At 71.6% G+C, this 23,094-nt stretch carries 18 protein-coding genes; 9 read left to right on the forward strand and 9 right to left on the reverse strand.

All coding sequences use genetic code 11. The features are described 5' to 3' along the window. Positions 1-250: 250 nt before the first annotated feature. Positions 251-970: an SDR family NAD(P)-dependent oxidoreductase gene (locus tag HD596_RS06535; RefSeq protein ID WP_313042995.1), complete on the reverse strand. Its 720-nt coding sequence runs from the start codon at positions 968-970 to the stop codon at positions 251-253. Between the two features lie 214 nt (positions 971-1,184). Between HD596_RS06535 and HD596_RS06540 the strand changes: the two genes are divergently transcribed. Both HD596_RS06540 and HD596_RS06545 read left to right on the forward strand, forming a co-directional pair. Then, the gene (locus HD596_RS06540) at positions 1,185-1,568 is read left to right on the forward strand and encodes a DoxX family protein (protein WP_185068404.1); all 384 of its coding nucleotides are present in this window, start codon (positions 1,185-1,187) and stop codon (positions 1,566-1,568) included. 196 nt (positions 1,569-1,764) lie between these two features. Beyond that, positions 1,765-2,688 carry an RNA polymerase sigma-70 factor gene (locus HD596_RS06545; protein WP_185068405.1) on the forward strand — a complete coding sequence of 308 codons (924 nt, stop codon included), beginning with the start codon at positions 1,765-1,767 and terminating at the stop codon, positions 2,686-2,688. Between the two features lie 147 nt (positions 2,689-2,835). Here HD596_RS06545 and HD596_RS06550 read toward each other — a convergent pair whose 3' ends face one another. Beyond that, positions 2,836-3,465 carry a TetR/AcrR family transcriptional regulator gene (locus tag HD596_RS06550; protein WP_185068406.1) on the reverse strand — a complete coding sequence of 210 codons (630 nt, stop codon included), beginning with the start codon at positions 3,463-3,465 and terminating at the stop codon, positions 2,836-2,838. Between the two features lie 78 nt (positions 3,466-3,543). Here HD596_RS06550 and HD596_RS06555 point away from each other — a divergent pair, with 78 nt between their 5' ends. Continuing rightward, a complete protein-coding gene (locus HD596_RS06555; RefSeq protein WP_185068407.1) occupies positions 3,544-4,143 on the forward strand; it encodes a hypothetical protein in 600 nt (199 codons plus the stop codon). 670 nt (positions 4,144-4,813) lie between these two features. Here HD596_RS06555 and HD596_RS06560 read toward each other — a convergent pair. The 4 genes from HD596_RS06560 to HD596_RS06575 form a co-directional block, all read right to left on the reverse strand. Further along, on the reverse strand, positions 4,814-4,978 hold the full coding sequence (locus HD596_RS06560) for a hypothetical protein (protein ID WP_185068408.1): 165 nt from the start codon (positions 4,976-4,978) through the stop codon (positions 4,814-4,816). Positions 4,979-5,042: 64 nt separating this feature from the next. Next, complete coding sequence (locus HD596_RS06565; protein WP_185068409.1) at positions 5,043-5,312, reverse strand: WhiB family transcriptional regulator; 270 nt, start codon at positions 5,310-5,312, stop codon at positions 5,043-5,045. A gap of 554 nt (positions 5,313-5,866) precedes the next feature. Then, positions 5,867-6,736 carry an acyl-CoA thioesterase II gene (gene tesB / locus HD596_RS06570; RefSeq protein WP_185068410.1) on the reverse strand — a complete coding sequence of 290 codons (870 nt, stop codon included), beginning with the start codon at positions 6,734-6,736 and terminating at the stop codon, positions 5,867-5,869. Between the two features lie 76 nt (positions 6,737-6,812). After that, positions 6,813-8,846, reverse strand: a complete 2,034-nt coding sequence (locus HD596_RS06575; RefSeq protein ID WP_185068411.1) for an ATP-dependent DNA helicase UvrD2 — start codon at positions 8,844-8,846, stop codon at positions 6,813-6,815. Positions 8,847-8,997: 151 nt separating this feature from the next. Here HD596_RS06575 and HD596_RS06580 point away from each other — a divergent pair, with 151 nt between their 5' ends. Beyond that, complete coding sequence (locus HD596_RS06580) at positions 8,998-9,894, forward strand: alpha/beta hydrolase (protein WP_313042996.1); 897 nt, start codon at positions 8,998-9,000, stop codon at positions 9,892-9,894. A 99-nt stretch (positions 9,895-9,993) separates the two neighbouring features. Then, entirely contained in the window at positions 9,994-10,242 is a 249-nt protein-coding gene (locus HD596_RS06585) for a mycoredoxin (RefSeq protein WP_185068413.1), read from the forward strand. Here HD596_RS06585 and nudC read toward each other — a convergent pair whose 3' ends face one another. Beyond that, positions 10,243-11,217 carry an NAD(+) diphosphatase gene (nudC, locus tag HD596_RS06590; RefSeq protein ID WP_313042998.1) on the reverse strand — a complete coding sequence of 325 codons (975 nt, stop codon included), beginning with the start codon at positions 11,215-11,217 and terminating at the stop codon, positions 10,243-10,245. A 146-nt stretch (positions 11,218-11,363) separates the two neighbouring features. On the opposite strand from nudC, the gene HD596_RS06595 reads away from it, so the two are divergent. Genes HD596_RS06595 through HD596_RS06610 form a run of 4 tightly spaced genes read left to right on the forward strand, consistent with a single transcriptional unit; the run spans position 11,364 to position 16,617 of the window. Next, positions 11,364-12,503 (forward strand): ATP-grasp domain-containing protein, encoded by a 1,140-nt coding sequence (locus HD596_RS06595; RefSeq protein ID WP_185068415.1) that lies wholly within the window; start codon positions 11,364-11,366, stop codon positions 12,501-12,503. Beyond that, positions 12,500-13,978, forward strand: a complete 1,479-nt coding sequence (locus HD596_RS06600) for an IucA/IucC family protein (protein WP_185068416.1) — start codon at positions 12,500-12,502, stop codon at positions 13,976-13,978. Before HD596_RS06595 ends, HD596_RS06600 begins: the two co-directional genes overlap by 4 nt. Beyond that, on the forward strand, positions 13,979-15,550 hold the full coding sequence (locus HD596_RS06605) for an IucA/IucC family protein (RefSeq protein WP_185068417.1): 1,572 nt from the start codon (positions 13,979-13,981) through the stop codon (positions 15,548-15,550). Beyond that, entirely contained in the window at positions 15,547-16,617 is a 1,071-nt protein-coding gene (locus tag HD596_RS06610; protein ID WP_185068418.1) for a type III PLP-dependent enzyme domain-containing protein, read from the forward strand. Before HD596_RS06605 ends, HD596_RS06610 begins: the two co-directional genes overlap by 4 nt. Here HD596_RS06610 and HD596_RS06615 read toward each other — a convergent pair. Together HD596_RS06615 and HD596_RS06620 are read right to left on the reverse strand one after the other, a co-directional pair. Beyond that, on the reverse strand, positions 16,577-19,861 hold the full coding sequence (locus tag HD596_RS06615; RefSeq protein WP_185068419.1) for an ATP-dependent helicase: 3,285 nt from the start codon (positions 19,859-19,861) through the stop codon (positions 16,577-16,579). The genes HD596_RS06610 and HD596_RS06615 overlap by 41 nt on opposite strands. Continuing rightward, positions 19,855-22,962 carry an ATP-dependent helicase gene (locus HD596_RS06620; RefSeq protein WP_313043004.1) on the reverse strand — a complete coding sequence of 1,036 codons (3,108 nt, stop codon included), beginning with the start codon at positions 22,960-22,962 and terminating at the stop codon, positions 19,855-19,857. Before HD596_RS06620 ends, HD596_RS06615 begins: the two co-directional genes overlap by 7 nt. Between the last annotated feature and the right edge of the window lie 132 nt (positions 22,963-23,094).

The raw sequence follows: 23,094 nt of genomic DNA on the forward strand, positions 1-23,094 counted from the left end.
GGCGCCTCGATCCAGTGAGGGCGAGACGATCACTGCGCCGTCAGGGGCTCGGCCTTGCCGGGAGTGCTGGTGACGGGGGTGACGGCCGCGCCGTCCTGCGGCAGCAGGTTCATTACTTGATGTCCCATAGCGCCGTTGGCTCCAGTGATCAGGATGGTGTTCCTTGGCTCGATGTGCGGATTGCAGCGAGCCTGGCCCGATCGGGCGGGTGCCGGAGATCAGGTGTCCGCCAGACCGGGGAGACGTTCGGTCACCAGGCAACGGGGCCAAGGCGATCGATGAAGATGCCGGTCGGCCCGTCGGCGTCGAGCATCGCCAGCTTGACGATCGGGTCGGTGCCCTCGGTGACCGTCAGCTGGCCGGTGTGATTGTTCATGTCGGTGGCGGCGAACTTGTGGTTGGCGACCTCTCCGGGGGTGACCAGGTTGAATTTGATCTCCGGGAGCGCCTGGGCGTACCGGACGGTGATCATGTTCAGCGCCGCCTTCGACGAGCTGTAGGCGAGCTCGTGCATCTTCGAGGCGCGCTGCTCCGGATCGGTCACGACCGAGAAGGCTCCGACGGCGCTGGACACCATCACCACGCGTGGGTTGTCCGCCGCCTGCAGGAGGGGAAGGAACGCGTGCGTGACTCTGACCGGGCCGTACACGTTGGTGTCGTAGACGGAGTGAATCTCGTCAGCCGTCGCGTCCGCAGGTGCGATGATCCTTCCCGGGGCGCCGGCGTTGTTGATCAACACATCCAGGCGGTCGGTGTGCTCGCGAACGAGCCGTACCGCGTCCTTCACCGAATCGTCCGAGGTCACGTCGAGCGGGACCATGACCGCGTTCGCGCCGTTGTCGGTCAGCTTGGCGGCGGCCGCCCGCCCTCGCTCTTCGTCGCGCGAGCCGAGGAAGATCGTCCAGCCCAGCTCTCCGAGCCGCCGGGCCGCCTCAAAACCGAGTCCCTTGTTGCCGCCGGTGATCAGCACTGTGGTCTGTTCCGAGTTCGTCATGCTCTCTGAGACGAGACAGTCCGATGAGCTGTGACACGGTGTGAGCGGCCTCACAACGGGAGTCCCGTTGTGGGCCGGCAGCTGGTGACGGCGAGGGCGTGCCCGAGACGCGGGTGGTCGGAGATGTCACTGGCGGGGGGTGCTGTCTCGTCTTGAGGGGTGCAGGCAATCCTCTGTCAAGGAGTGGACGATGAACCTCGCGTTGTGGATCGCTGCCGGGCTGCTGGCCGCGGTGGCGGTGAGCGGCGGGATCAGCAAGACGTTCGTGCCCAGGGAGAAGCTGGCTGTGATCCGTGGCGGGGGATGGACCGCGGACGTCGGTGCCGGCTTCGTCAGGACCTTGGGCATTCTTGAGCTCCTGGCTGCGGTGGGCCTGATCGTGCCCGCCGTGCTCGACATTGCGCCGGTTCTGGTGCCGGTGACCGCGGTGTGCTGGATCCTGCTGATGGTCGGTGCGATGGTCACTCACGGCCGGCGCGGCGAGGCGGCGTTCGTGGTGCTGAACCTGTTCTATCTCGTGGTTGCGGCGTTCATCGCGTGGGGGCGCTTCGGTTCTTGGCCCTTCGCCGGATGACCGCTCATCTGGCCCCGGTCCGCGGGGCACGGAGAGAGATGATCATGCGAAGTGCCCATATGGACGGCCCTGATGGTGGGCGGTCAGGTGGCGGTGGCGATGATAGGCGAGGGTTGTCCAACGTCACGGCCAAGCGGGAGCTCGGCCGGCGGCTGCGCTGTCCCTCGTGGTGGCTGGGTTTCAAGGAGGAGTTGGCATGAGCAGGGCCGAAGAGTTTCAGGGGCTGCGGCCGCTGCTGTTCTCGCTCGCGTACCGGATTCTGGGCAGCGTGAGCGAGGCCGAGGACGCGGTCCAGGAGACGTGGCTGCGTTTCGAGGCCGCCGAGACCGAGCCCAGGTCGATCAAGGCGTTCCTGTCGGCCACGGTGACCCGGATCTCCATCGACGTGCTGCGCTCGGCTCGCGTCCGGCGGGAGGAGTACGTCGGGCCGTGGCTTCCCGAGCCGCTGCTCGCCGACCCTTACCAGGACCCGGAGCGGTCGGCGGAGCTGGCCGACTCGCTGTCGATGGCGGCCCTGCTGCTGCTGGAGCGGCTCTCCCCGCTTGAGCGGGCGGTCTTCGTGCTGCGGGAGGTGTTCGACTTCGGCTTTCCGGAGGTCGCGTCGGCCGTGGGGCGCTCGGAGGCGGCCTGCCGTCAGCTGGCGGTACGGGCGCGGCGCCATATGGCCGCAGGCCGGCCGCGCTTCGAGGCGGATCGCAAGGAGCGGGAAGAACTGGCGTCGCGGTTCTTCGACGCCCTCCGCGAAGGCGACGTCGTCGGCCTGCAGAACCTGCTGGCCGCCGACGTGTCGATGGTCGGCGACGGCGGCGGGAAGGCCCCGCAGCTGGCCAGGGCCGTCGTCGGCGCCCAGAACGTGGCCCGGCTGCTCGCCTCCGCCTTCCCCCGGATGGCCCTGGTCGGCGTGACGGGCGAACCGCACGAGGTCAACGGCCAGCCGGGCGCGATCTTCCGCGACCGGGACGGCAAGGTGCTTCACACCCTGACGCTCGATGTGCTCGACGGGCAGATCCAGACGATCCGCGCGGTGATCAACCCCGACAAGCTCGGGCACTTGGGCTCAGTGGCGGACGCCTGGGCAATCGACCGCGAAGTGAGGCAGGTACGCCGGCCCACGAAGTAGCCGCGACTACCGGCGGCCCGTCGAGCGGTTCCGAGCTGCTGCGGATTTCTCGGCTGCGGCGGCCTGTTGGGCCTGTTGGCCGGCCGGTAGGAGTCGGTGCCGGTCTTGAGGGGCCTTCTCCCCCGGAGCCGACATCGCGCAGGCTGTTCAGGTGAGGCCCGCGAGGAGGGCGTGGACGCCGTCGGTGAGTACGCGTTCGCCTTCCTCGCGCGAGTTCAGGAACCAGCCCGGTAGCGGGCTGCGGAGTGAGCAGGTCAGCTCGATGCTGACGATGCCGTGGATCGTGGTCCACACCAGGTACGCCGCGCGTACCGGGTCGTTCGACTGGATGAGCCCGGTCTGGGCTGCGGCCGAGGTGGCCTGGGTGAGGAGGTCGAAGGTGAGGCCGAGAGCGTCGTTCCGGCGCTGGGGTGACGGGTCGAAGTCGGGGAGCGGGCGCTCGAACATCAGCGCATAGAGAGCGGGATCCGCCAGCGCGAACTCCCGGTAGCCGCGCGCCACCGCCATGATCCGGGCGAGCGGGTCGGTGTGGCCGTTCAGTGACGTGGTCATGGCGTCGTGAAGGATGCTGAAGCCGTACTCGTAGATCGCTTCCAAGAGGCCGGCGCGGCCGCCGAAGCAGGTGTAGATGCCCATGGTGGAGGTGCCCGCGACGTCCGCGACGCGGCGGAGGGTGAGGTGGAGGGCGCCCTGTTCGCGCAGGACGCGCATGGCCGCGTCGAGCAGGCCCTGGCGCAGCGCGCCGAGTTCTTTCGGGGTGCTTACGTCTCTCGGCACACTCTCACCATATCTGGCGATAACGCGCATCATAACGAGCGTTATCGCTTGATATCACCGAGAGAAAGGGCTCCAAAGATGGGTGTCCATCGGGTCACGGCGGCGGCGGGGTTCGTGTGCGCCGTCCTGCTCGTGGTGAACTCGGCCCGACGCGCCGGGTTGCTGCCGGAGACGGCGTTCACGCACGCCATCGCGCCGTTCGGGGCGCTGGCGGGTCTCCTCGCGATCACTGGCATCTACCTGGTCATCCGGGGTACGGCAGGCAGTCTCGGACTCATCGGGTACGTGCTCAACTCGGCCGGGCTGGCCGGGGCGTTCGCCGTCGAGTACATCCTGCACTTCGTCTTCCCCTACCTCGGCGGCGGCACGGTCAGCGGGCTGCTGGCCGGGGACACGGGGCGGGCGTTCCTGGTCACGTCGGCCGTGCTGTTGGCGGGGGTGCTGACCTTCAGCGTGGCGGCGATCAGGAGCGGGGCCATGCCCGTGGTCGGCGTGGTGCTCTATGCGGTGGGGATGGTTCCGGGGTCGTTGCGGAGCGTGGTGCCGGTGCCGGTGTACTTGGCCGGGCTCGTGGTGGCGGCGATCGGGGTCGCCTGGATGGCGGCTCGGCTCTGGCGCGTGGAGGAGGAGTTCGTCGGGCGTGGGTCACGGACGACGGGCGTACGGCCGGCGGCCTGAGCGATCATGGCCATGAGGTTCCGGGGTCCGGGACCCGGAGTCGGGGCCTGCGGTTCCGGCTCCTGTGACCGGGCTCCTTGAACCGGGGTTCGGTGCGGGGGCGGGTCGGGCCTGCGATGCGGGCTTCGGGGGGCTGGGTTTCGGGGCCGGGCTTCAGGGGGCCGGGCTTCGGGGGCCTGCGGTGCAAGGTCCGGGGTCCGGTGCGGGTCGGGGCCTGCGGTGCGGACTGCGGGGGCCGGGCTTCGGGGGCCGGGTCGGGGGCCTGCGATGCAAGATCCGGGGTGGGTCTGCGGTGTGGGTTGCGGGGTCCCGGGTTTGGAGGGCGAGGTTCGGGCTCCGGGTTGCAGGGGCCGAGGCGCGGGATACGGGAGTCGAAATGCCGGGTCCGGAATGCGGGGGCCGGGCTCCGGGATTCGGGGTTCGGGGTTCGAGAGCTGGGATGCGGGAGCCGGGATGCCAGGTTCGGGATGCCAGGTTCGGGATGCCAGGTTCGGGATGCCAGGTTCGGGATGCCAGGTTCGGGATGCCAGGTTCGGGATGCGGGGGGCGGCATGCGGGAGCCGGGATGCCCCCGGGTCGGGGTGTAAGTGCGGAGAGCCGGGCGCTTTGGGCGCCCGGCTCTCTGGGGGATCTGGGGGGAGATCCTGCGCCGGCGGCAGGATCTCCCCCGTCAGACCTGGCGGCTCAGGGCTTCGCGGAGGCGGTCGTTCGCCCGCTGGACCCTGCGCCGCGCACGCTGTACGCGCATGACCCGCGCGATGAGGCGCTGCTCCTCCGCCTCTCGGTGGAGGGTTTGTATTCGGTCATTCACCAGGTCATGGATGAGATCCGGCACTGCTCGGCTCCTTGTGATGTGAGTGCTCATCGTTTTGTTCGCTTTCTGGTTGAAGGTGCGGTGTTCAGGCAGCGACCGGGTGCTTGCGGGGACGCCCGCGCGGACGCTTGCGGGGAACGACAGCCCCCCTGAGGATGAGTTCGCCGCCCCAGACGCCCCACGGCTCCTCGCGCTCGAGCGCGCGGGCCAGGCAGGCCTTCTGGATCGGGCAGCCGCCGCAGAGAGCCTTGGCGAACTCGACGTCCTCCGGCGACTCGGCGAACCACAGGTCGGGGTCGGTACGGCAGGGGATCTTGGCTTCGTCGATCAGGTCCATGATCGTCTTCGCCCCCATCTGCTTTCTCCTTTTGTCAGATCTTTTTGATCTTGGTCGGACACCTCGTAGGTGGTCGGGAATCGCGGACAAATAAGTAAGGCCGCGGATCCGTCTGCAGGATCCGCGGCCTGGGGGGCTGTAACGCCGGTCAGGTTATGACCGGTGTATCCCTCCAGGGTTGCGGACCCCACAGTCCACCCTTGGTGAGCTGGTAGGCCGGCAGTTCGATACGTGCGTTGTAGGCAGGAGCAGCTGGCGTGGCAGCGCCGAAGTGGGCGCGCGCACGGTAGGCGGCGGCCTGGCTACGGGCAGCCCTCTCCTGCCGCAGCTTGGCGGGACCATCGACGAGTCTCACCGAGACACGGCATGCGGAAGCGAGCCCCTGCTTAGCTGCCATCTGAATGCTGATCACCGGTGACTCACCTCCACTCTCGAGATCGTCGGAACAGTAGTGTCCGACTCGCTTGACCATGACCCTAAACCGGGAACCCGGGAAGGGGCAACATATTTTCTACCTGCGATTTTGTTACATTGACCGCGCCTGACGGGCTATTGCACGCGGCGTGTCGGCACTATTTCGTCAGGCGGATCATGGCCTCCTGGACGACCGAGACCACGAGCTCGCCCGACGCGGTGAACATCTCGCCGCGAGCGAGCCCACGGGCTCCCCCCGACCAGGGGGACTCCTGAGCATAGAGCAACCAGTCGTCGGCCCTGAAAGGGCGGTGGAACCACATGGCGTGGTCCAGCGAGGCGCCCGCCACGTTGGAGGCGCCCCAGGCCATGCCGTGGGCCAGCAGGATCGTGTCGACCAGCGTGAAGTCGGACGCGTACGCGGCCAGCACGACGTGCAGGAGCGGGTCGTCGGGCAGGTCGGCGTGGTAGCGGAACCACACGTTGGTCTGGGCGCTGCGCAGGTCGGGGTTCTTGAACGCCTCCCAGGTGAGCGGCGAGACGTACCTGGCGTCCACCGGGCGGGGGCGCGAGAACCACTCGAGCAGGTCGGGGTGGTCGCCGACCGCGTCGAGCATCCGGTCCCGGAACGTGGGGAGCGTCTCGGGGTCGGGCACCTGCGGCATGACGGACGCCTGATGCGTCACGCCCTCCTCGGCGATGTGGAACGACGCCGACATCGTGAAGATCGCCTTGCCGTGCTGGACGGCGACGACCCTGCGGGTGGTGAACGAACGGCCGTCGCGCAGGCGCTCGACGTTGTAGACGATCGGGATGGAGGGGTCGCCCGGGCGGATGAAGTAGGCGTGGAGAGAGTGGACGTTACGGTCCTTCGGCACCGTACGGCCGGCCGCGACGAGGGCCTGGGCCGCCACCTGGCCACCGAAGACGCGCTGGATGCGCTCCTCCGGGCTCCGTCCCCGGAAGATGTCGAGCTCGATCTGCTCCAGGTCGAGCAGATCCAGCAGCTCCTTCAGCGCCTCGTTCACGTGTTCGTCCCCCTTGGGGTCTCGGGTGTTGGGGACAAGTCTGACGTGCCCCTTATGTGGGACTAAAGGGGGGCTGTCAGTCGGCGCGGCAGAGAGACAGCACGGCCTCGCCGTAGCGGTCCACCTTGATCTTGCCGACGCCCGCTATCGACAGCAGCTCCTGCTCCGTGGCAGGCGCGCGCTCCGCGATCGCCTGGAGGGTCACGTCCGTGAAGACGACGTACGGCGGGACCTTGGCCTCCTTGGCGGTGGCGGTGCGCCAGGCCTTCAGGCGTTCGAGGAGGGCCTCGTCGTAGTCCGCCGGGCACGTGGAGCAGCGCCCCAGCTTCTGCTCGGCGGCCGCCACCAGCGTCTTCGCGCACACCCGGCAGCTCACCGGCGCCGCCACCGCACGCCGTTCGCGGGGTGCGGTCGAGACGCGGGGCGGGGACGAGGAGGTGCGGGGCCCGAGGCCGTCGAGGAAGCGGGAGGGACGGCGGGTCCTGCGGGCGCCGGGGGCGCGGGCGCCGGCCCAGGACAGGGAGAGGTGCTCCCGGGCGCGGGTGACGCCGACGTAGAGGAGGCGGCGCTCCTCCTCGATCTGCTCCGGGGTCTCGGCGTAGATGATGGGGAGCATGCCGTCGGTCAGGCCGACCAGGAAGACGGCGTCCCACTCCAGGCCCTTGGCGGAGTGGAGGGAGGCCAGGGTGACGCCCTCCACGGGCGGGGCGTGCTGCTCGGAGGCCCGGCGCTCCAGCTCGGCCACGTACGCGGGCAGGTCGGCGCCCTCGGCCGCCAGGTCCTCCGCCAGGTCCGCCAGCGCCTTCAAGGACTCCCATTTCTCCCTGGCCTTGCCGCCGCCCGGCGGGGACGGGGTCAGGCCGATGCCGGTGAGGATGTGGTGGACCTCGGCGGCCAGGGGCTCCCCGGCATAGGAACGGGCGGCGCCGCGCAGGAGGACGACCGCCTGGCGGACCTCCGGACGGTCGAAGAAGCGCTCGGCGCCGCGCAGCACGTACGGGATCTCGGCCTTGGACAGGGCCTCCTCGTACGCCTCCGACTGCGAGTTGACGCGGAACAGGATCGCGATCTCCCGCGAGGGCACGCCCTTGTCCAGCAGTTTCCTGATGGCGCGGGCCACCCCGGCGGCCTCGGCGGGCTCGTCGTCGTAGTCGGAGATCGACGGCTTGGGGCCGTCGGGGCGCTGGGCCACCAGGTCGAGCCGGTGCGGCGATCTGACGATCAGCCGGTTGGCCAGATCGACCACCTGCGGGGTCGAGCGGTAGTCGCGCACCAGCTTGATGACGGTGGCGTCGGGGTGCTCGACCGCGAAGCCCGTCAGGTAGCGCGGGGTGGCGCCGGTGAAGGAGTAGATCGTCTGGTTGGGGTCGCCGACCACGCAGAGGTCGTCGCGGCCCCCGAGCCAGGTGTCGAGCAGCAGCTTCTGCAGCGGGTTGACGTCCTGGTACTCGTCCACCACGAAATAGCGGTACTGCTGGCGGATCTGCCCCGCGACCTCCTGGTGCTCGGTCATCACGGCGGCGGTCAGCTCGAGGATGGTCTCGAAGTCGACCAGGTGGCGTTCGCGCCTGATCTGCTCGTACGCCTCATAAAGGCGAGCGACCTCCTCCGGCGGGACCGGGGGCGTGCGGTGGTGTTTCGCCGCGGCCGCCACGTAGTCCTCCGGCCCGATCTGGGTGACCTTGGCCCACTCGACCTCGGCCGCGATGTCCCGCAACTCGGACCGATCCGGATTTTTCCGGATCTGGCGGCAGGCTTCCACCAGCACCGGAAGCTTGGACTCGATCACCGAGGGCGCCTCGCCCCCGATGACCCTCGGCCAGAAGTAGGTGAGCTGCCGCAGCGCCGCCGCGTGGAACGTGCGCGCCTGCACGCCGGGCGCCCCGAGCGCGCGCAGCCGCTGGCGCAGCTCCCCCGCCGCGCGAGTGGTGAATGTCACAGCGAGCACGCTCTGCGCGTCGACCACCCCGCTGCGGACCGCGTGCGCGATGCGATGGGTGATCGCCCTGGTCTTGCCGGTGCCGGCGCCGGCCAGCACGCACACCGGACCACGCACCGCCTCGGCCACCGCGCGCTGCTCGGGGTCGAGACCGGCAAGGACGTCATCCATGTTGTTCACCCGTACATACTCGCAGGTGTAGCGGACAGCCTCTTTATTCTGGCAACATGCGGGCCGACGTATGTTCATAGTCACCAGATGCAAAGAACTGGTCTCTTCCCTCACAATGGGTCCGACCATCTGCATGGGGGAAAGGAAGGCCGTGCGAACTGCGGTTTTCGCGGGCGTGCTCGCGCTCGCTGCCGTCGTGCTCACACCCGTGGCCGCCAGCGCCAACAAGGAGCCGACGCCCGGCCCCACGGACATCATCGACCAGTACGGGCTCGGCGACTTCGCCTCCGAGACCGTCTCGTACGGCCCCCAGGCACGTCAAGCCATGGACGTCTGGTGGACGCCCGACGGCCAGCAGCGCCCCGGCGTCTTCCTGATCCACGGCGGCTGGTGGTCGGGCGGCGACAAGCGTTACATGAAGGAGATCGTCCGCCAGTACGCCGAGCTGGGCTACACGGTCTTCAACCTCAACTACCGGCTCTCCGGCGACGCGGCGTGGCCCGCGCAGCGCTCGGACGCGCTGGCCGCCATCGCGCTGGCCCGCAAGCACGCCGAGCGGTGGGCGTTCGACCCGAGCAACTACGTGGTGGTGGGCTTCTCCGCCGGCGGCCACATCGCGGCGGCCGTGGGCACGTACGGCGACGGCATCTCCGGCCTCAAGGGCGTCGTGGGGCTGTCGCCGATCATCTCGCCCCTGCGCGCCTACACCGACGGCGAGAAGTCCGACGACCCCAACAAGCGCAAGCTCCGCACGGCCGCCATCCGCCTGGCCGGGGGCTGCGCGCCCAAGGGCAAGTGCTCGCGGATCTGGGCCAGCATGGAGGTGGCCTGGCACGCCAGCCGCAAGGACGCGCCGATGCTGACCGTGCACTCCAAGGACGAGTTCGTGCCGCCGGTGCAGAGCCAGCTGCTCAAGACGATGCTGGGGCAGGTCGGCGTGCCCGTGACGGTGATCACCCAGCCGGGGATCAACCACAGCAACCCGCTCTACCGCGAGCCCGGGGTGGCCGAGCAGGTGCAGGCCTGGATCGCCGACCGCATCGGCTGAGCGGCCGAGGCGGGACACCCCCGCCTCAGGAATGAACTTGCACAGTCCGGTTGTTGCATGGAACGCCTATTTTCCTGACCTCCGGAGGGATCCCCCGACATGGCGCTCACCGTCTACAGCACCACCTGGTGCGGCCCCTGCAAGCGGCTCAAGTCCCAGCTCACCCGCGAGGGCATCAGCTTCAAGGACATTGACATCGAGCGCGACCCGTCGGCCGCGGAGTTCGTGATGAGCGTCAACAACGGCAACCAGGTGGTGCCGACCGTGGTGATCGACACCCCCGACGGCCGCGTGGTGCGTACCAACCCTTCGGCTCTCGAGGTCAAGGCCCTGCTCGGGGCCGCCTGATCACCAGTCGCCGGTCAGCTCGCCGCCGTACCAGGTCTCGATGAGGCGGCGGGCGATCGACACCGGCGGGGGCAGGCGCAGCTCGCCGGACTCCAGCGCCCGCGCCAGCTCCTCGCGCGAGAACCAGCGGGCCTCGGCGATCTCCTCGGCGTCCGGCGTGAGCTCGGTCGAGATCGCCTCGGCGAAGAAGCCCAGCATGAGGCTGCGCGGGAACGGCCAGGGCTGGCTGCCGAGATAGCGCGGGCGGACGACGGTGACGCCGACCTCCTCCGCCACCTCGCGGGCGACGGCGTGCTCCAGCGACTCCCCCGGCTCCACGAACCCTGCCAGGATCGACAGCCGCCCCTCCGGCCACTGCGGGCCGCGGGCGAGCAGGCAGCGGTCGTCCGCGTCGCGGACCAGCATGATCACCGCGGGGTCGACGCGGGGGAAGTGCTGGCTGCCGTCCTGCGGGCAGACCCGGATGTGCCCGCCGGCCTGCACCTCGGTGCGGGTGCCGCAGCGCGGGCAGTATTCGTGGGTCGTGTGCCAGGCCTCCAGCGCCACGGCGTAGACCAGCAGGCCCGCGTCGCGGTCGCCGAGCAGGCCCCCGACCTGGCGCAACCCGGCCGCCACCGGCTCGCCGTCGGGCGTGTCGCGCAGGCTCATGGGCACCGTCACGCGCCCGTTGACGTCGCCCCCCGGAACGCCGGGCAGCGGCGCGGCCACCGCGAAGTAGGCGACCCCGTCCTCGACCCCGAGCAGGTAGCGCTCGCCCGGCGGCGCCTCGGCCGGCGCATAGAGCACCGCCTGCACCGCGTCGCCCGACCGCCGCACCAGCGTGTGACCGTCGTCGATCACCAGCACCCTGGTCGACGGATCGGTCCACGCCCGCTCCAGCCACCGCTCGTTGGCCCGCAGCGCCGAGGATCTGTCGATGGTGCCGCGTGCCAGAAGCAGAGGCCCGATGAGTTGCTCTTCCGCGGTCGTCTCCACAGGCCGCCCCCTCCCGAAATCCCCTGTCATCCTATGACCTCGCAGTTAGCCGGCGATTACGGTATCCGGGCCCCGGGGTGATCTCTCTCGGGCTAAGATCGACGAGTTAGGTTAGCCTTACCTGATCCTTCGGGGGTGCCTTCGCGTTGCGGCTCTACCTGACCGCGCTCAAACCAACCGATTCCGTGACGGACGGCTTCCTGCCCGCGGCCGAGGCGCTGGGGCTGGAGGTCACGGTCCTGACGGATCGGCCGGAGCGGCATCCGTACGCGGTGGCGTGCGACGTCCGCGACCCGCGGGCCCTCATCGACGCCGTCGAGAGTCTCGGCAGGCCGGACGCGATCTTCACCAACTCGGACCACCTGCAGGCGGAGACGGCGCTCGCGGCGGCCTATTTCGGGCTGCCCGGCAAGGACTGGCGGGCCTGCGTGGCCGCCAAGAACAAGTTCCTGATGCGTCGCAGGCTCCTCGAGGCCGGCGTCGAGCAGGTGTGGTCGATCCGGCTCGCCCCCGGCGATCCGGTGCCCGGGCGCCTCCCCTATCCGGTCGTGCTGAAACCGCGTGAGGGCGTGGCCAGCGAGGACGTCATGCTCGTCGAACGCGACCTGGCCGGCGCCGTGGCCCTGGTCAGGAAGCGGCGGCCGGGCGAGACGCTGGTCGTCGAGGAGTACCTGGAAGGGCCGCTGCGGACGCTGGAGACGCTGGGGGACGCGTCCGTGACGCGGGTGCTCGGCGGGTTCGAGACGACGCTGGGGGCGCTGCCGTACTTCATCGAGGAACGGCTCGACTGGGCTCCGCGGGACGGGACGCACGAGCACGTGCTGGCGGCGCTGGGGGCGCTGGGCGTCGGGTTCGGAGCCTGCCACACCGAGTACGTGGTCACTGCGCGAGGGCCCCGGATCGTCGAGGTGAACTACCGGGTGATCGGCGACAACTGCGACTTCCTGCTCGGTGACGTGCTCGGGGTGCCGCTGTTCGAGTGGATCCTGCGGGTGCATCTCGGGGAGGCCGTGCCCGACATTCCGGAAATTTCGTCGTACGGGAGTGCGGTCAGCCTGGTCGCCGGCCGGGCCGGGACCGTCAAGGACGCCCCCGGGGCCGAGACCCTCGTCGAAGGGGACGTCCGGTTGTGGCACCGGCCGCTGCGGGCCGTCGGGGACGTCATCTCGCTCACGCACACGAACCGGGACTATCTGGGCGTCGTACGTGCCGTCGGGCCCTCCCGGGCCGCCGTGGACGCGGCCGTCGAGTCCTACCGGGCCGCGCGGCCGTGGGTGGTCGAATGAGCGATCGGGAGGCCTATCTGGCCGCCCGGGTCCTGAACGCGTTGCTGCGCGAGGACTACGGCGGGCTGTCCTCCCGGATCAGCCGGACCAAGGACGGCGTGGGGCTGCCGCTGGCCGACGGCCGGTGGGTGCGCCTGGAGCCCGGCGCGCTGTTCCAGGACTTCGTGGTCGCGTCGGAGGAGCGGCTCGGGCTGGAGCAGGTGCTGGAGACGCTGGCCGAGGTGGCGGACCCGGCGGACTCGGAGGGCGTCGCGGCCTTCTTCGAGGAATGCCTGGCGGCGCTGACCGCTCTGGAGCTGCACGACTCGCGGGCCGGGGAGGTGCTCGCGCGGGGGCCGTCCTATGAGGCGCTGGCCGCCTTCGTGGACCATCCCGTCTATCCGACCTCGCGGGCGCGGGTGGGGCTGTCGGAGCAGGAGCTGCTGGCCTACGCGCCGGAGTTCGCGCCCTCGTTCGAGCTGCGGTGGGCGGCCGTACCTCGCCGGACGCTCGCGCCCGGCGCCGCCGATCGCCTGCCCGCCGACGTGGCGCCCTGGGAGAGCGACGAGGCGCTGTTCCCCGTGCATCCGCTCGCCGTTGGGGAGGTGCGGAAGATCGACGGGGTACGGGTCCTCGACGAGGCCCGGGTGACCGTGCGGCCCACCCTGTCGATGCGGACCGTCGAGCTCGATCCCCGCACCCATCTCAAGCTCCCGCTGCCGATCAGCACCCTGGGCATGCGCAACCGGCGTTCGATCAAGCCGGGCACGCTCGGCGACGGCGCGAAGGCCGAGCTGCTGCTGCGGGAGCTGGCCGATCCCGACGTCCTGCTGGCCGACGAGCAGACCTACGGGCACGCCGGGCACGAATACCTGGCCTGGATGGTCAGGCGGCTACCCGAAGGCAGGATCGTGCCGGTGGCCGCGCTGGGGGCGCCGGGGGTGCTCGACGAGCTGGGCGACGTCGTCCCCGCCTACCTGCGGCTGCTGCTGCGCTGGAACGTACGGCTCTTCGTGCGCTACGGCGTCGCCCTCGAAGCCCACCAGCAGAACCTCGCCCTGGTCTTCCAGGGCGAGCGCATGCGGCTGCTCGTCAAGGACAACGACGGGCTGCTGGCCTCACCCGCGAGGCTGCGGGCGGCCGGGATCGAGGTGCCCGGGTTCGCCGACGAGCGGATGCTGAACGACGATCCGCACGCGCTGGCCGACGTGTTCGTGACCATCACGCTGCATCTCGCCGCCGCCGCCGTGGCGTTCGGGGCGATGCCGCACGCCGAGGCCGCGGCGCTGCTGCGCGGCACGCTGGCCGAGGCCCTCGACGAGTACGGCGAGGACCCCATGGCCAGGATCCTGCGCGCCAGGACTCTGGACGCGGCCAGGCTCACCGGCAAGTCCATGATCACCGCTGGGACGCTCGTCGCGAAGGAACGCTCCGGCGCCCGCGACGTCAACAAGTTCTACGGCACCAGCGGGCCCAACTACCTGAGGAGAGCTTGAATGCACGCTCCGGCCCTCGACGCGCCCTCCGCCCCGGCTGACGAAACAACTGACGAAACAACGGCTGAGGAAACAGCCGAGGAGGCGACGCTGGCGGCCCTGCTGCGCTGCTGCGTGCGGGAGGTGGCCGGGCCGCGCGGCCTGGTCTGGCCCGCGCCGCCGTACCTGCTGCTGCGGGTGGCGGGCACGCTGCTGCGGGTCCGCACCCACGGCGGCGCCGCGCTGCGCTTCGACGGCCGGCCTGAGCGCCTGGAGGAGGGCGCCTGGCGGCCGCTGACGACCGACGAGCTGGTACGGCTGGTCGAAGGCGACCTCCACGGGGCGAACGGCGAGTTCGCCGCGCAGGTGGCGGCCAGCCGCGAGGCGGTGGCCGCGATCCTGCGCGCGAGGCGGGACGCCGTCCCGCCCGCCGATCCGTGGCTGGCCTCGGAGCAGTCGCTGGTCTACGGCCATCCCTTCCACCCCAGCCCCAAGGCGCGCGGCGGGGACGGCTGGCTGCGCTACGCGCCCGAGGCCCACGCCGAGTTCCCCGTGCGGCTGCTCGGCGTGCGCGAGGACGTGCTGGCCGAGGGCGGCGACGCGGCGGTGCTCGACACGATGGGCGCGGCGCCGCCCGGCTACCGGCTGCTCCCGGCGCACCCGTGGCAACTGGAGCTGCTGCGGCCCGCGTTCGGGGCCGAGCTGATCGACCTGGGGCCGGGCCCGTTGGTGCTGCCGACCTCGTCCGTGCGGACCGTGTACGCGCCCGGGGCGGAGGCGTGCCTGAAGTTCTCCCTGGATGTGCGGATCACGAACTGCGTGCGCAAGAACGCCTGGTACGAGCTGGCCGGCGCCGTGGAGCTCACCTCCCGCCTGGGCCCGATCCTCAAGGAGGTCGCCAACAGGCACCCCGCCACCCGCTGGCTCCCCGAGCCCGGCTACCGCTCGGCGGCTCTCGGCACCCGGCTCCACGAGGGCCTGGGCGTGATCGTCCGGCAGAGCCCCTGGACCGCCTGCTCCCCCGGCGTGACGCCGGTGCTGGCCGCCGCGCTCGCCCTCGGCGCGCCGGTCAAGGACCCGCTCGCCTGGTGGCGGGCGTACGTGGCGGCGGTCGCGCTGCCCGTCCTGGAGCTGTATTTCTCCTACGGCGTCGTCCTGGAACCCCACCTGCAGAACGTCCTGGTCGGCCTGGACGCGGACGGGCTCCCCGCGGAGGCGGTCTTCCGTGACCTGGAGGGCACCAAGCTCGTCGCCGGCCGCCACGACCTCGCCGGCCTGCACCCCGAGGTGGCCGCGGCCCTCACCTACGACGCCGAGCGCGGCTGGGCCCGCGTGGTGTACTGCCTGCTCGTCAACCACCTCACCGAGATCGCCGCCACCGTCGCGGGAGCGGACGACGGGCTGCTGCGCGAGCTGTGGCGGATCGCCCGCGACCTGCTCGCCGGCCAGGCGGACGAGCTCGGCCGGCCGCTGCCCCTGTCGGACCTGCTGGCCGGCGCGCCGCTGCCCGCCAAGGCGAATCTGGGCGTCCGCTGGGCGCGGGCGGCCGACCGCGCCGCCGGTTACGTCCCGATCGCGAACCCGCTGGCATGATCACCGACCGCGTGCAGGACGCCGCGCCGCGCCTCGGTGAGGTCCCCGCCTACCTGTACGACCTGCCCGCGCTGGACGAGCACGCCGCCTCCGTACGGCGGGCGCTCGGCGGGATCGAGCTCTACTACGCCGTCAAGGCCAACCCGGACGCCGAGCTGCTGCGCGTGCTGGCCGGGCACGTGGACGGGTTCGAGGCGTCGTCGGCGGGCGAGCACGCGCACGTCACGACCCTGTTCCCGGGCAAGCCGGTCGCGCTCGGCGGCCCCGGCAAGACCGACGCCGAGCTGCGCCTGCCGCACCACCGCATCCACGTCGAGTCCCCGAACGAGCTGCGCCGCCTCCTCGCCACCGGCCTGGAGGCCGACGTGCTGCTCAGGCTCAACCCCGACCTTCCCGTCGAGGGCGCCGCGCTCACGATGAGCGGGCCGTTCGGCATGGACGAGCAGGGCGTGGCGGAGTGCCTGCCGCTGTTCACCGAGCGGGTACGCCTGCGCGGCCTGCACACCCACCTGGCCAGCGGTCTGGACGCCCCCCAGCTCCTGACCCTCGCCCGGGCCCTGCTGGACCACGAGCACGAGGAGGTCAACCTGGGCGGCGGCATGGCGGTGTCGTACGCGGAGCCGGAGTCGAGGTTCGACTGGGCGGCGTACGGGGCGGGCCTCGCGGCCGTCCGGGGCGGCAAACGCCTGCGGATCGAGCCCGGCCGGGCGCTGACTGCGTACTGCGGCTACTACGTGACCAGGGTCGTGGACGTGAAGCGGGTGCGCGGCGAGGCGTACGCGATCCTGCTGGGCGGCACCCACCACCTGCGGACGCCGGCGACCAAGGGCCACGACCAGCCGTTCACGATCCTGCCCACGGGCAAGGGGCCGGGCCTGGCGGACGAGCCGATCACGTTCGTCGGCCAGCTGTGCACCCCAAAGGACGTTTTTTCCCGAAAAATCGTGACCTCGGCCCGCGTCGGGGACACCGTGGTCTTCGAGATGGCCGGCGCCTACGCCTGGAACATCTCCCACCACGACTTCCTCATGCACCCGAAGCCGGCGTTCCACCATCTACGAGCTTGACCCCCTCGATGAGGGCCACCAGGCCGTCGGCGTCGAGCAGGTCGACCGGGCGCACGGTGCGGTTGGCGCGTACGTAGTGGAAGGCCGCCCGCACCTTCTCCAGCGGCACCCCCGCCAGGTGCGACCAGGCCAGCCGGTACGCGGCCAGCTGCACCGACGCCACCCTGGCGGCCTTCTTCCCCCTGGGCGGCTCGCCGGTCTTCCAGTCGACGACCTCGTAGCCGCCGCCGGGCAGGTCGAAGACCGCGTCCATCCGCCCGCGCACGAGCCGGTCGGCGATCATGGTCTCGAACGGCACCTCCAGATCGACCGGCCGCCGATCGGCCCACTCGCTGGCCTCGAACCGCTCCTGCAGCTCGGCGAGGCGCACATCCGCCTCTTCGAGCTCCTCGTCGTACAGCTCCAGGTCGTCGATCAGCCGCTGCTGGTCCCACCGCGTCTCCAGCCACTTGTGGAACGACGTGCCCCGGCGCGCCAGCGGCGCGGGCTTGACCGGGACGGGGCGGCGGATCCTGCGGGCCAGCTCGCGCGGGTCGCCGGCCAGCGTGACCAGCGACGACACGGTCAGCTTGGCCGGCAGCTCGACGATCGTGGCGGGCCTGCGCCGGTGCAGCTCCCGCTCGCGCAGCAGCAGGTCGGTGTCGCGCTCCCAGGCCCGCAGCCGCTCCTCCTCGAACGCCCGCAGCGGCTCGTCCTCCTCCTCGTCGGCGAGCGCCCCGGCCAGGGCGTCCTCGACCAGGCGGGCGCCGTCGAGCACGGACTCGTAGCGCAGGCCCTCGGGCGTGACCGGCCAGATGGCCTCGGCGGGCTCGGCCAGCAGCGGGTTGGTGGCGCCGTCGGCCAGGTCGCCGGCCCAGACCGAGACGCGGTCGGCGGTGTCGCGGATCTCCAGCAGGAAGTCGGACGGCTCCAGCGGCTTGGTGGCGCTCCCCCAGCGGTAGCCGGAGGCGATCAGGTGGTAGTGGGCGCGGGTCACCGCCACGTACGCGAGCCTGCGCTCCTCCATCAGGTCGCGCTCGCGGCAGTGCTCGTCGAACGCGCCCAGCTCCTCCTTGCTCAGCCCGCCCAGCCGCGGCAGGTCGGCGGCGTCGCCGCGGAGCGGGTAGGGGAGCTTGCGCGGGTTTTCGGTCCAGCGGCTGTTCATGACCGGCGTGGCGGGGAAGATGCTGCCCGTCGCGATCGTCCCCTTCGAGCTGACGAGCTGCGACAGCCCCGGCACGACCACGATCGGCCACTCCAGCCCCTTGGAGGCGTGCACGGTCATGAGCTTGACGCTGTTGCTGTCGCCGACCCGGCCCGCCTCCAGCCCGAACTCCTCGCTCTCCGCCGCCTGCAGGTAGGCCAGGAACGCGCCCAGCGTCGGGTCCTCCGCGTCGCCCGCGAACCTGGACGCGGCGTCGAGGAACGCGTCGAGATCGGCCCGCGCCGCGAACGTGCTCGTCGTGCCGCTGCGCGCGGCCACCTCGACGTCGAGGCCGAGCGTCCGTTCGACCTCGCTGATCAGGTCGGGGAGCGGCTGCGCGGTGTGCGCCCGGAGCCGGCGCAGCTCGTGGGCGAGCGCCACCAGCCGGGTGCGGGCCAGCGGCGAGAACGCCTCCAGCCACTCCTCCCGGTCGGGCAGCTCGTCCAGCGCGTCCACCAGGCTGCCGCGCTCCCCGGCCAGGTCGGCCACCACCTGGTCGAGCGGGTCCTCCTCCCGGCCGCTCTCGCTCAGCTCGCGGGCCAGCAGCCTGGCGTGCTCGCCCAGCACGCGCAGGTCGGCGGGCCCGATCCGCCAGCGGGGCCCGGCCAGCAGCCTGGCCAGCGCGTCGCCGGCCGTCGCGTCGTACAGGACGCGCAGGGTGGCCACGATGTCGGTCACCTCGGGCACGGTCAGCAGGCCACCGAGACCGACCACCTCGACCGGGATGTCGCGCTCCTCCAGCGCCCTGCGCAGCGCGGGGAACTGCGAGCGCTTGCGCGCCAGGATCGCGACGTCCTGGGGCTGCACGGCGAGCGTCTTCTTGCGCTCCTTCTCGCCCCAGGGCAGGCCGTCGGGCGCCGTCTCCGTGCCGAGGATCCTGGCGATGCCGTCGGCGATCCACTTCGCCTCGTCCTCGGCCGTCTCGTGGAAGGCGCAGGTGACCCGGCCGCGCTCGACCCGGTTGGGGCCGGGGACCAGGACGGGCACCTCGCGGGCCTCCATGCGCAGCGGGAGCTGGACGCGGGCGGCGACGTCGAGCACCCGATCGCCGTTGCGGAAGCTGACGCTGAGCTGGCGGACCTCGGCGGGGTCGCCGGTGCTGTTGCGGAAGTCCCGGGGGAAGCGGCGCAGGTTGCCCGCGGAGGCGCCGCGCCAGCCGTAGATGGACTGGCAGGGATCGCCCACGGCGGTGACCGGGTGGCCGCCGCCGTAGAGGGAGCGCAGCAGGACGAGCTGGGCGTGGCTGGTGTCCTGGTATTCGTCGAGCAGGACCACGGAGTAGCGGGCGCGCTCGATCTCGCCGACCTCCTTGTGGTTGGCGGCGATCCTGGCGGCCAGCGACATCTGGTCGCCGTAGTCGATGACCTCCCGGCCGCGCTTGAGCTTTTCGTACGCCTCCACCATCGGCAGCAGCTGCTCCCTGGCGGCCTGGACGCCGAGCGGCTTGCGCTGGGCCACGGTCGTCCTGCCGGTCAGCACGTCGAGCCTGCCCCGCAGCCACTCCCCCACCCGCCGCACGTCGCCGGCCGAGCGCAGGTGCTCCGACAGCTCGCCGGCCAGCTCCAGCACGGCGGCGGTGACCGACGGCGGGCCCAGCTCGATCCGGTCCATCGGCCCGTCGTACATCGCCACCACCCGCGAGGCGAGCTGCCACGACACCGCCGGCGTGACCAGGCGCATGGTCGGCTCCAGCCCTTCGCGCAGGGCGTGGTCGGTGACCAGGCGGGCGGCGTAGGCGTGGTAGGTGGACACGGTCGGCTCGTTGTCGAGCGCGCCCGGCTCCACGAGGCCCGCCTCGGCCAGGCCGTTCAGCCGCTCCCTGACCCGGGTGGCCAGCTCGGCGGCGGCCTTGCGGGTGAAGGTCAGGCCCAGCACGTTCTCCGGTTTGACCAGGCCGTTGGCGACCAGCCAGACCACGCGCCCGGCCATGGTCTCGCTCTTGCCCGAGCCCGCGCCGGCCATGACGACCATGGGCTCCAGCGGGGACTCGATGACCGTGGCCTGCTCGCGGGTGGGGGGCAGGATGCCGAGCTTGCCGGCGAGTTCGGCGGGGGTCAGCACACCTGGCCCCCGTTGTCGTTGACCGGGCAGCTCGCCCTGGCCGCGCACGTGCGGCAGCCGTCGTTGACCTTGGCCTGGAAGAACGGGCCCGACATGCCGGTGGCCACCGTGTCGACCAGGTCCTTGGCCCAGCCCGGGTCCTTGTCGTCGGCCAGCGGGGGCTGCGCCTGCTCCAGCGCGTCGTTCTTGCCCGCCGCCTTGCCGACCTGGACGAGCGCGGCGCCGCCCGGCTCGGTCATGCCGTGCCGCGCGAAGGCCCCGAGCAGCGCGGCGAGCTGGTAGACGCCGAGCTGGGGGTGGCGGTCGAGGTCGCCGGCCTTGGGCTTGGAGCCGCCGGTCTTGAGGTCGATGATCACTGCGCGGTTGTCGGAGTCGCGCTCGACCCGGTCGACGCGGCCCTTGATCTGGACGCCCTCGGTGACCATCGCCGTGAACGCCTCCTCCAGGGCCACCAGCTCGCGCGGATTCTCCTTGTGCCAGCGCAGGAACTTGCCGATCATCTGCTCGGCGACCTGGCGCTGCTTGCGGTTGTACCAGACGCCGCCGAAGTCGAGGTCGCCCCAGACCTGGTTGAGGCGGTCGCCCAGGAGGTCCTCGCTGGGCAGGTCGGTGGCCGCCAGGACGGCCAGGGCGTGGATGATGTTGCCCAGACCCTGGGCGGTGCTCGTGCCCGCCGCGCCGACGGCCGTCTCCAGCAGCCAGCGCAGGCCGCACTTGGTGAAGCTCTCGACCGCCGAGGGCGAGATGCTGACGACGTCGTCGGGCCAGCTCAGCGGGCGGTCGTCGGAGATGGGCGTGAGGGCGTACCAGTCGTTGGGGTGAGCGCCCTGGACACCCGCGGCGGCGAGGCGGGCGAGCTGCCTGGCCGCCTTCTGCCGCATCTTCCTGGGCTTGGTGGGGTCGGTCACCGCGCTGCGGAGGTCGGCCACCAGGGCGGACATGTTCAGCCAGCGGGCGCGGTCGTCCACCGTGGCCGACTCCACCGCTCCCGGCATCAGCTCCGACAGGAACCTGGACGGGCGCTCGTCGGTGTCCTCACCGCCCACCGCGGTCACCACCAGCCTGCGCCTGGCCCTGGTGGCGGCCACGTAGAACAGCCTGCGCTCCTCGGCCAGCAGCTTGGAGGCCAGCGAGGCGGCGTTGGGCTTGGTGCCCTCGACCACCTCGACGAGGTCTTCCACGCCGAGCAGCGACCCGCGCAGCCGCAGGTCCGGCCAGACGCCCTCCTGCACGCCCGCGACCACCACGACGTCCCATTCGAGGCCCTTGGAGCGGTGGGCGGTCAGCACGCGCACGGCGTCGCCGTCGGGGGCCCGGTCGGCCAGCGTGTCGCCGGGGATCTCCTGGGCGGCCAGGTCGTCGATGAACACCTCGGGGCCCGCCTTGGGCATCCGGTCCACGAACCGGGCCGCGTGGTCGAACAGGGCCACCACGGCGTCGAGGTCGCGGTCGGCCTGCGCGCCCCTGGGGCCGCCCTGCAGGCTCAGCTCGGTCCAGCGCTGGGCCAGGCCGCTGGCGTGCCACACGGCCCACAGAAGGTCTTCCGCCGTCCCCTCCTGCTGCGCGGCCTCGCGGGCGGCGGCCAGGAGCTTGGCCACGCGCTCGGCGGGGACGGCGACGTGGTCTTCGACGCGGATGAGCTCCCTGACGTCCTGCACGGCCGCGACCAGCAGCTCGCCGGACGAGCGCGTGCCCTCCGCCTCGTTCTCGGCGATCTTGAGGGCGCGGCGGAGGCGGCGTACGCCGATCATGTCCGTGCCACCGAGCGGCCCCGTCAGCAGCTCCTCGGCCACGCCCTCGTCGAGCTGGGCGGGGTCCATGGCCACGCGGAGCATGGTGAGCAGCGGCCGCACGCCGGGCTCCTGCGCGATCGGCACCTCGTCGCCCGCGATCATCGTCGGCACGCCCGCGTTGACCAGCGCCCGGCGCAGCAGCGGCACCTGGCGCTTGGCCGAGCGGACCAGCACCGCCATCCGGTGCCACGGCACCCCGTCGATCAGGTGCGCGCGCCGCAGCGTGTCGGCCACGATCGCCGCCTCCTGGCTGGTGCTGTCGGCCAGCAGCACCCGCACGTCGCCGGGGTCCGCGTCGGGCAGCGGAGCCAGGTCGCGGTGGTCGTGCTCGTGCCCGTAGGCGTGGTCGGGCATGGGCGCCACCGGCAGCCGGGCCGCCACCCGGCGGGAGGCCTCCAGCAGGTCGGCCCCGCTCCTGCGGCACACCCGCAGCGCCAGCACCGGCGCCTCGCGGCCGTCGACGGTCTTGAACCGCTCCGGGAACTTCATGATGCCCTGCACGTCGGCGCCCCTGAAGCCGTAGATCGACTGGTCGGGGTCGCCGACGGCGACCAGGTCGGCCCCGTCGCCGGCGAGCTGGGCCAGCAGGAACTCCTGTGCCGGGTCGGTGTCCTGGTATTCGTCCACGAACACCACGTCGTGCGCCGCCCGCTCCCGCTCGCGCACCTCCGGCCGGGCCAGTAACGCCGAGGCGGCGCCGATCAGCTCGGCGTAGTCGTAGGTCTCCTCCGGGTCGAGGTCGAACCTGTCCTGGTAACGCTCGGCGAACCTGCCCGCCGCCACCCAGTCGCTCCTGCCGTGCAGCCTGCCGAGGGCGATCAGCCGCTCGGGGTCGAGCCCGCGCTCGTTGGCCCTGGACAGGAAGTCGCGCAGCTCCTCGGCGAAGCCCCGCGTCTTGAGCGGCTCGCGCAGCGACACCGGCCAGTCGAGCGCGCCGCCCTCCAGCTCGCCGTGGAGCAGCCGCCGGATCTCCAGGAGCTGCTCGGGGCCGGTCAGCAGGCGCGGCGGGGCCTTGCCCTCCAGCACGGACTCGCGGCGCAGGAGCGCGTACGCGTAGGAGTGGAAGGTGAGGGCCAGCGGGGTGCGGGTCGTGCGGCGCAGGCGGGCGGTGACCCGCTGGCGCAGCTCCTCGGCGGCCTTGCGGCTGAAGGTGAGGATGAGCACGCGCTCGGGGTCGACGCCGCGCCGCTCGATCCTGTCGACGACGCTCTCCACTATGGTGGTGGTCTTGCCGGTGCCCGGACCTGCGAGAACGAGCAGGGGGCCGCTCTGGTGGGCGACCACGGCACGCTGGTGCTCATCGAGCACAGGGGGCACAACAGGGCCAGTGCTACCGCGCCGCACCAATCGCCAGGTCTGACCACTCACAACACTAGATTCCACCAGACCACAGGGACAGATCGTGCCGTCTTGCCCGGTCTCCCCACGCAATCCGCCTAC

The sequence above is a fragment of the Nonomuraea jabiensis genome, from assembly GCF_014204795.1.
Taxonomy (GTDB): domain Bacteria; phylum Actinomycetota; class Actinomycetes; order Streptosporangiales; family Streptosporangiaceae; genus Nonomuraea; species Nonomuraea jabiensis.

Excerpts from the sequence above, each read along its gene's own strand:
- HD596_RS06585 (WP_185068413.1), top strand. The coding sequence starts at position 9,994 with ATGGCGCTCACCGTCTACAGCACCACCTGGTGCGGCCCCTGCAAGCGG.
- HD596_RS06575 (WP_185068411.1), bottom strand. The coding sequence starts at position 8,846 with ATGGATGACGTCCTTGCCGGTCTCGACCCCGAGCAGCGCGCGGTGGCC.
- HD596_RS06600 (WP_185068416.1), top strand. The coding sequence starts at position 12,500 with ATGAGCGATCGGGAGGCCTATCTGGCCGCCCGGGTCCTGAACGCGTTG.
- HD596_RS06610 (WP_185068418.1), top strand. The coding sequence starts at position 15,547 with ATGATCACCGACCGCGTGCAGGACGCCGCGCCGCGCCTCGGTGAGGTC.
- HD596_RS06605 (WP_185068417.1), top strand. The coding sequence starts at position 13,979 with ATGCACGCTCCGGCCCTCGACGCGCCCTCCGCCCCGGCTGACGAAACA.
- HD596_RS06555 (WP_185068407.1), top strand. The coding sequence starts at position 3,544 with ATGGGTGTCCATCGGGTCACGGCGGCGGCGGGGTTCGTGTGCGCCGTC.
- HD596_RS06545 (WP_185068405.1), top strand. The coding sequence starts at position 1,765 with ATGAGCAGGGCCGAAGAGTTTCAGGGGCTGCGGCCGCTGCTGTTCTCG.
- HD596_RS06565 (WP_185068409.1), bottom strand. The coding sequence starts at position 5,312 with ATGGGGGCGAAGACGATCATGGACCTGATCGACGAAGCCAAGATCCCC.
- HD596_RS06540 (WP_185068404.1), top strand. The coding sequence starts at position 1,185 with ATGAACCTCGCGTTGTGGATCGCTGCCGGGCTGCTGGCCGCGGTGGCG.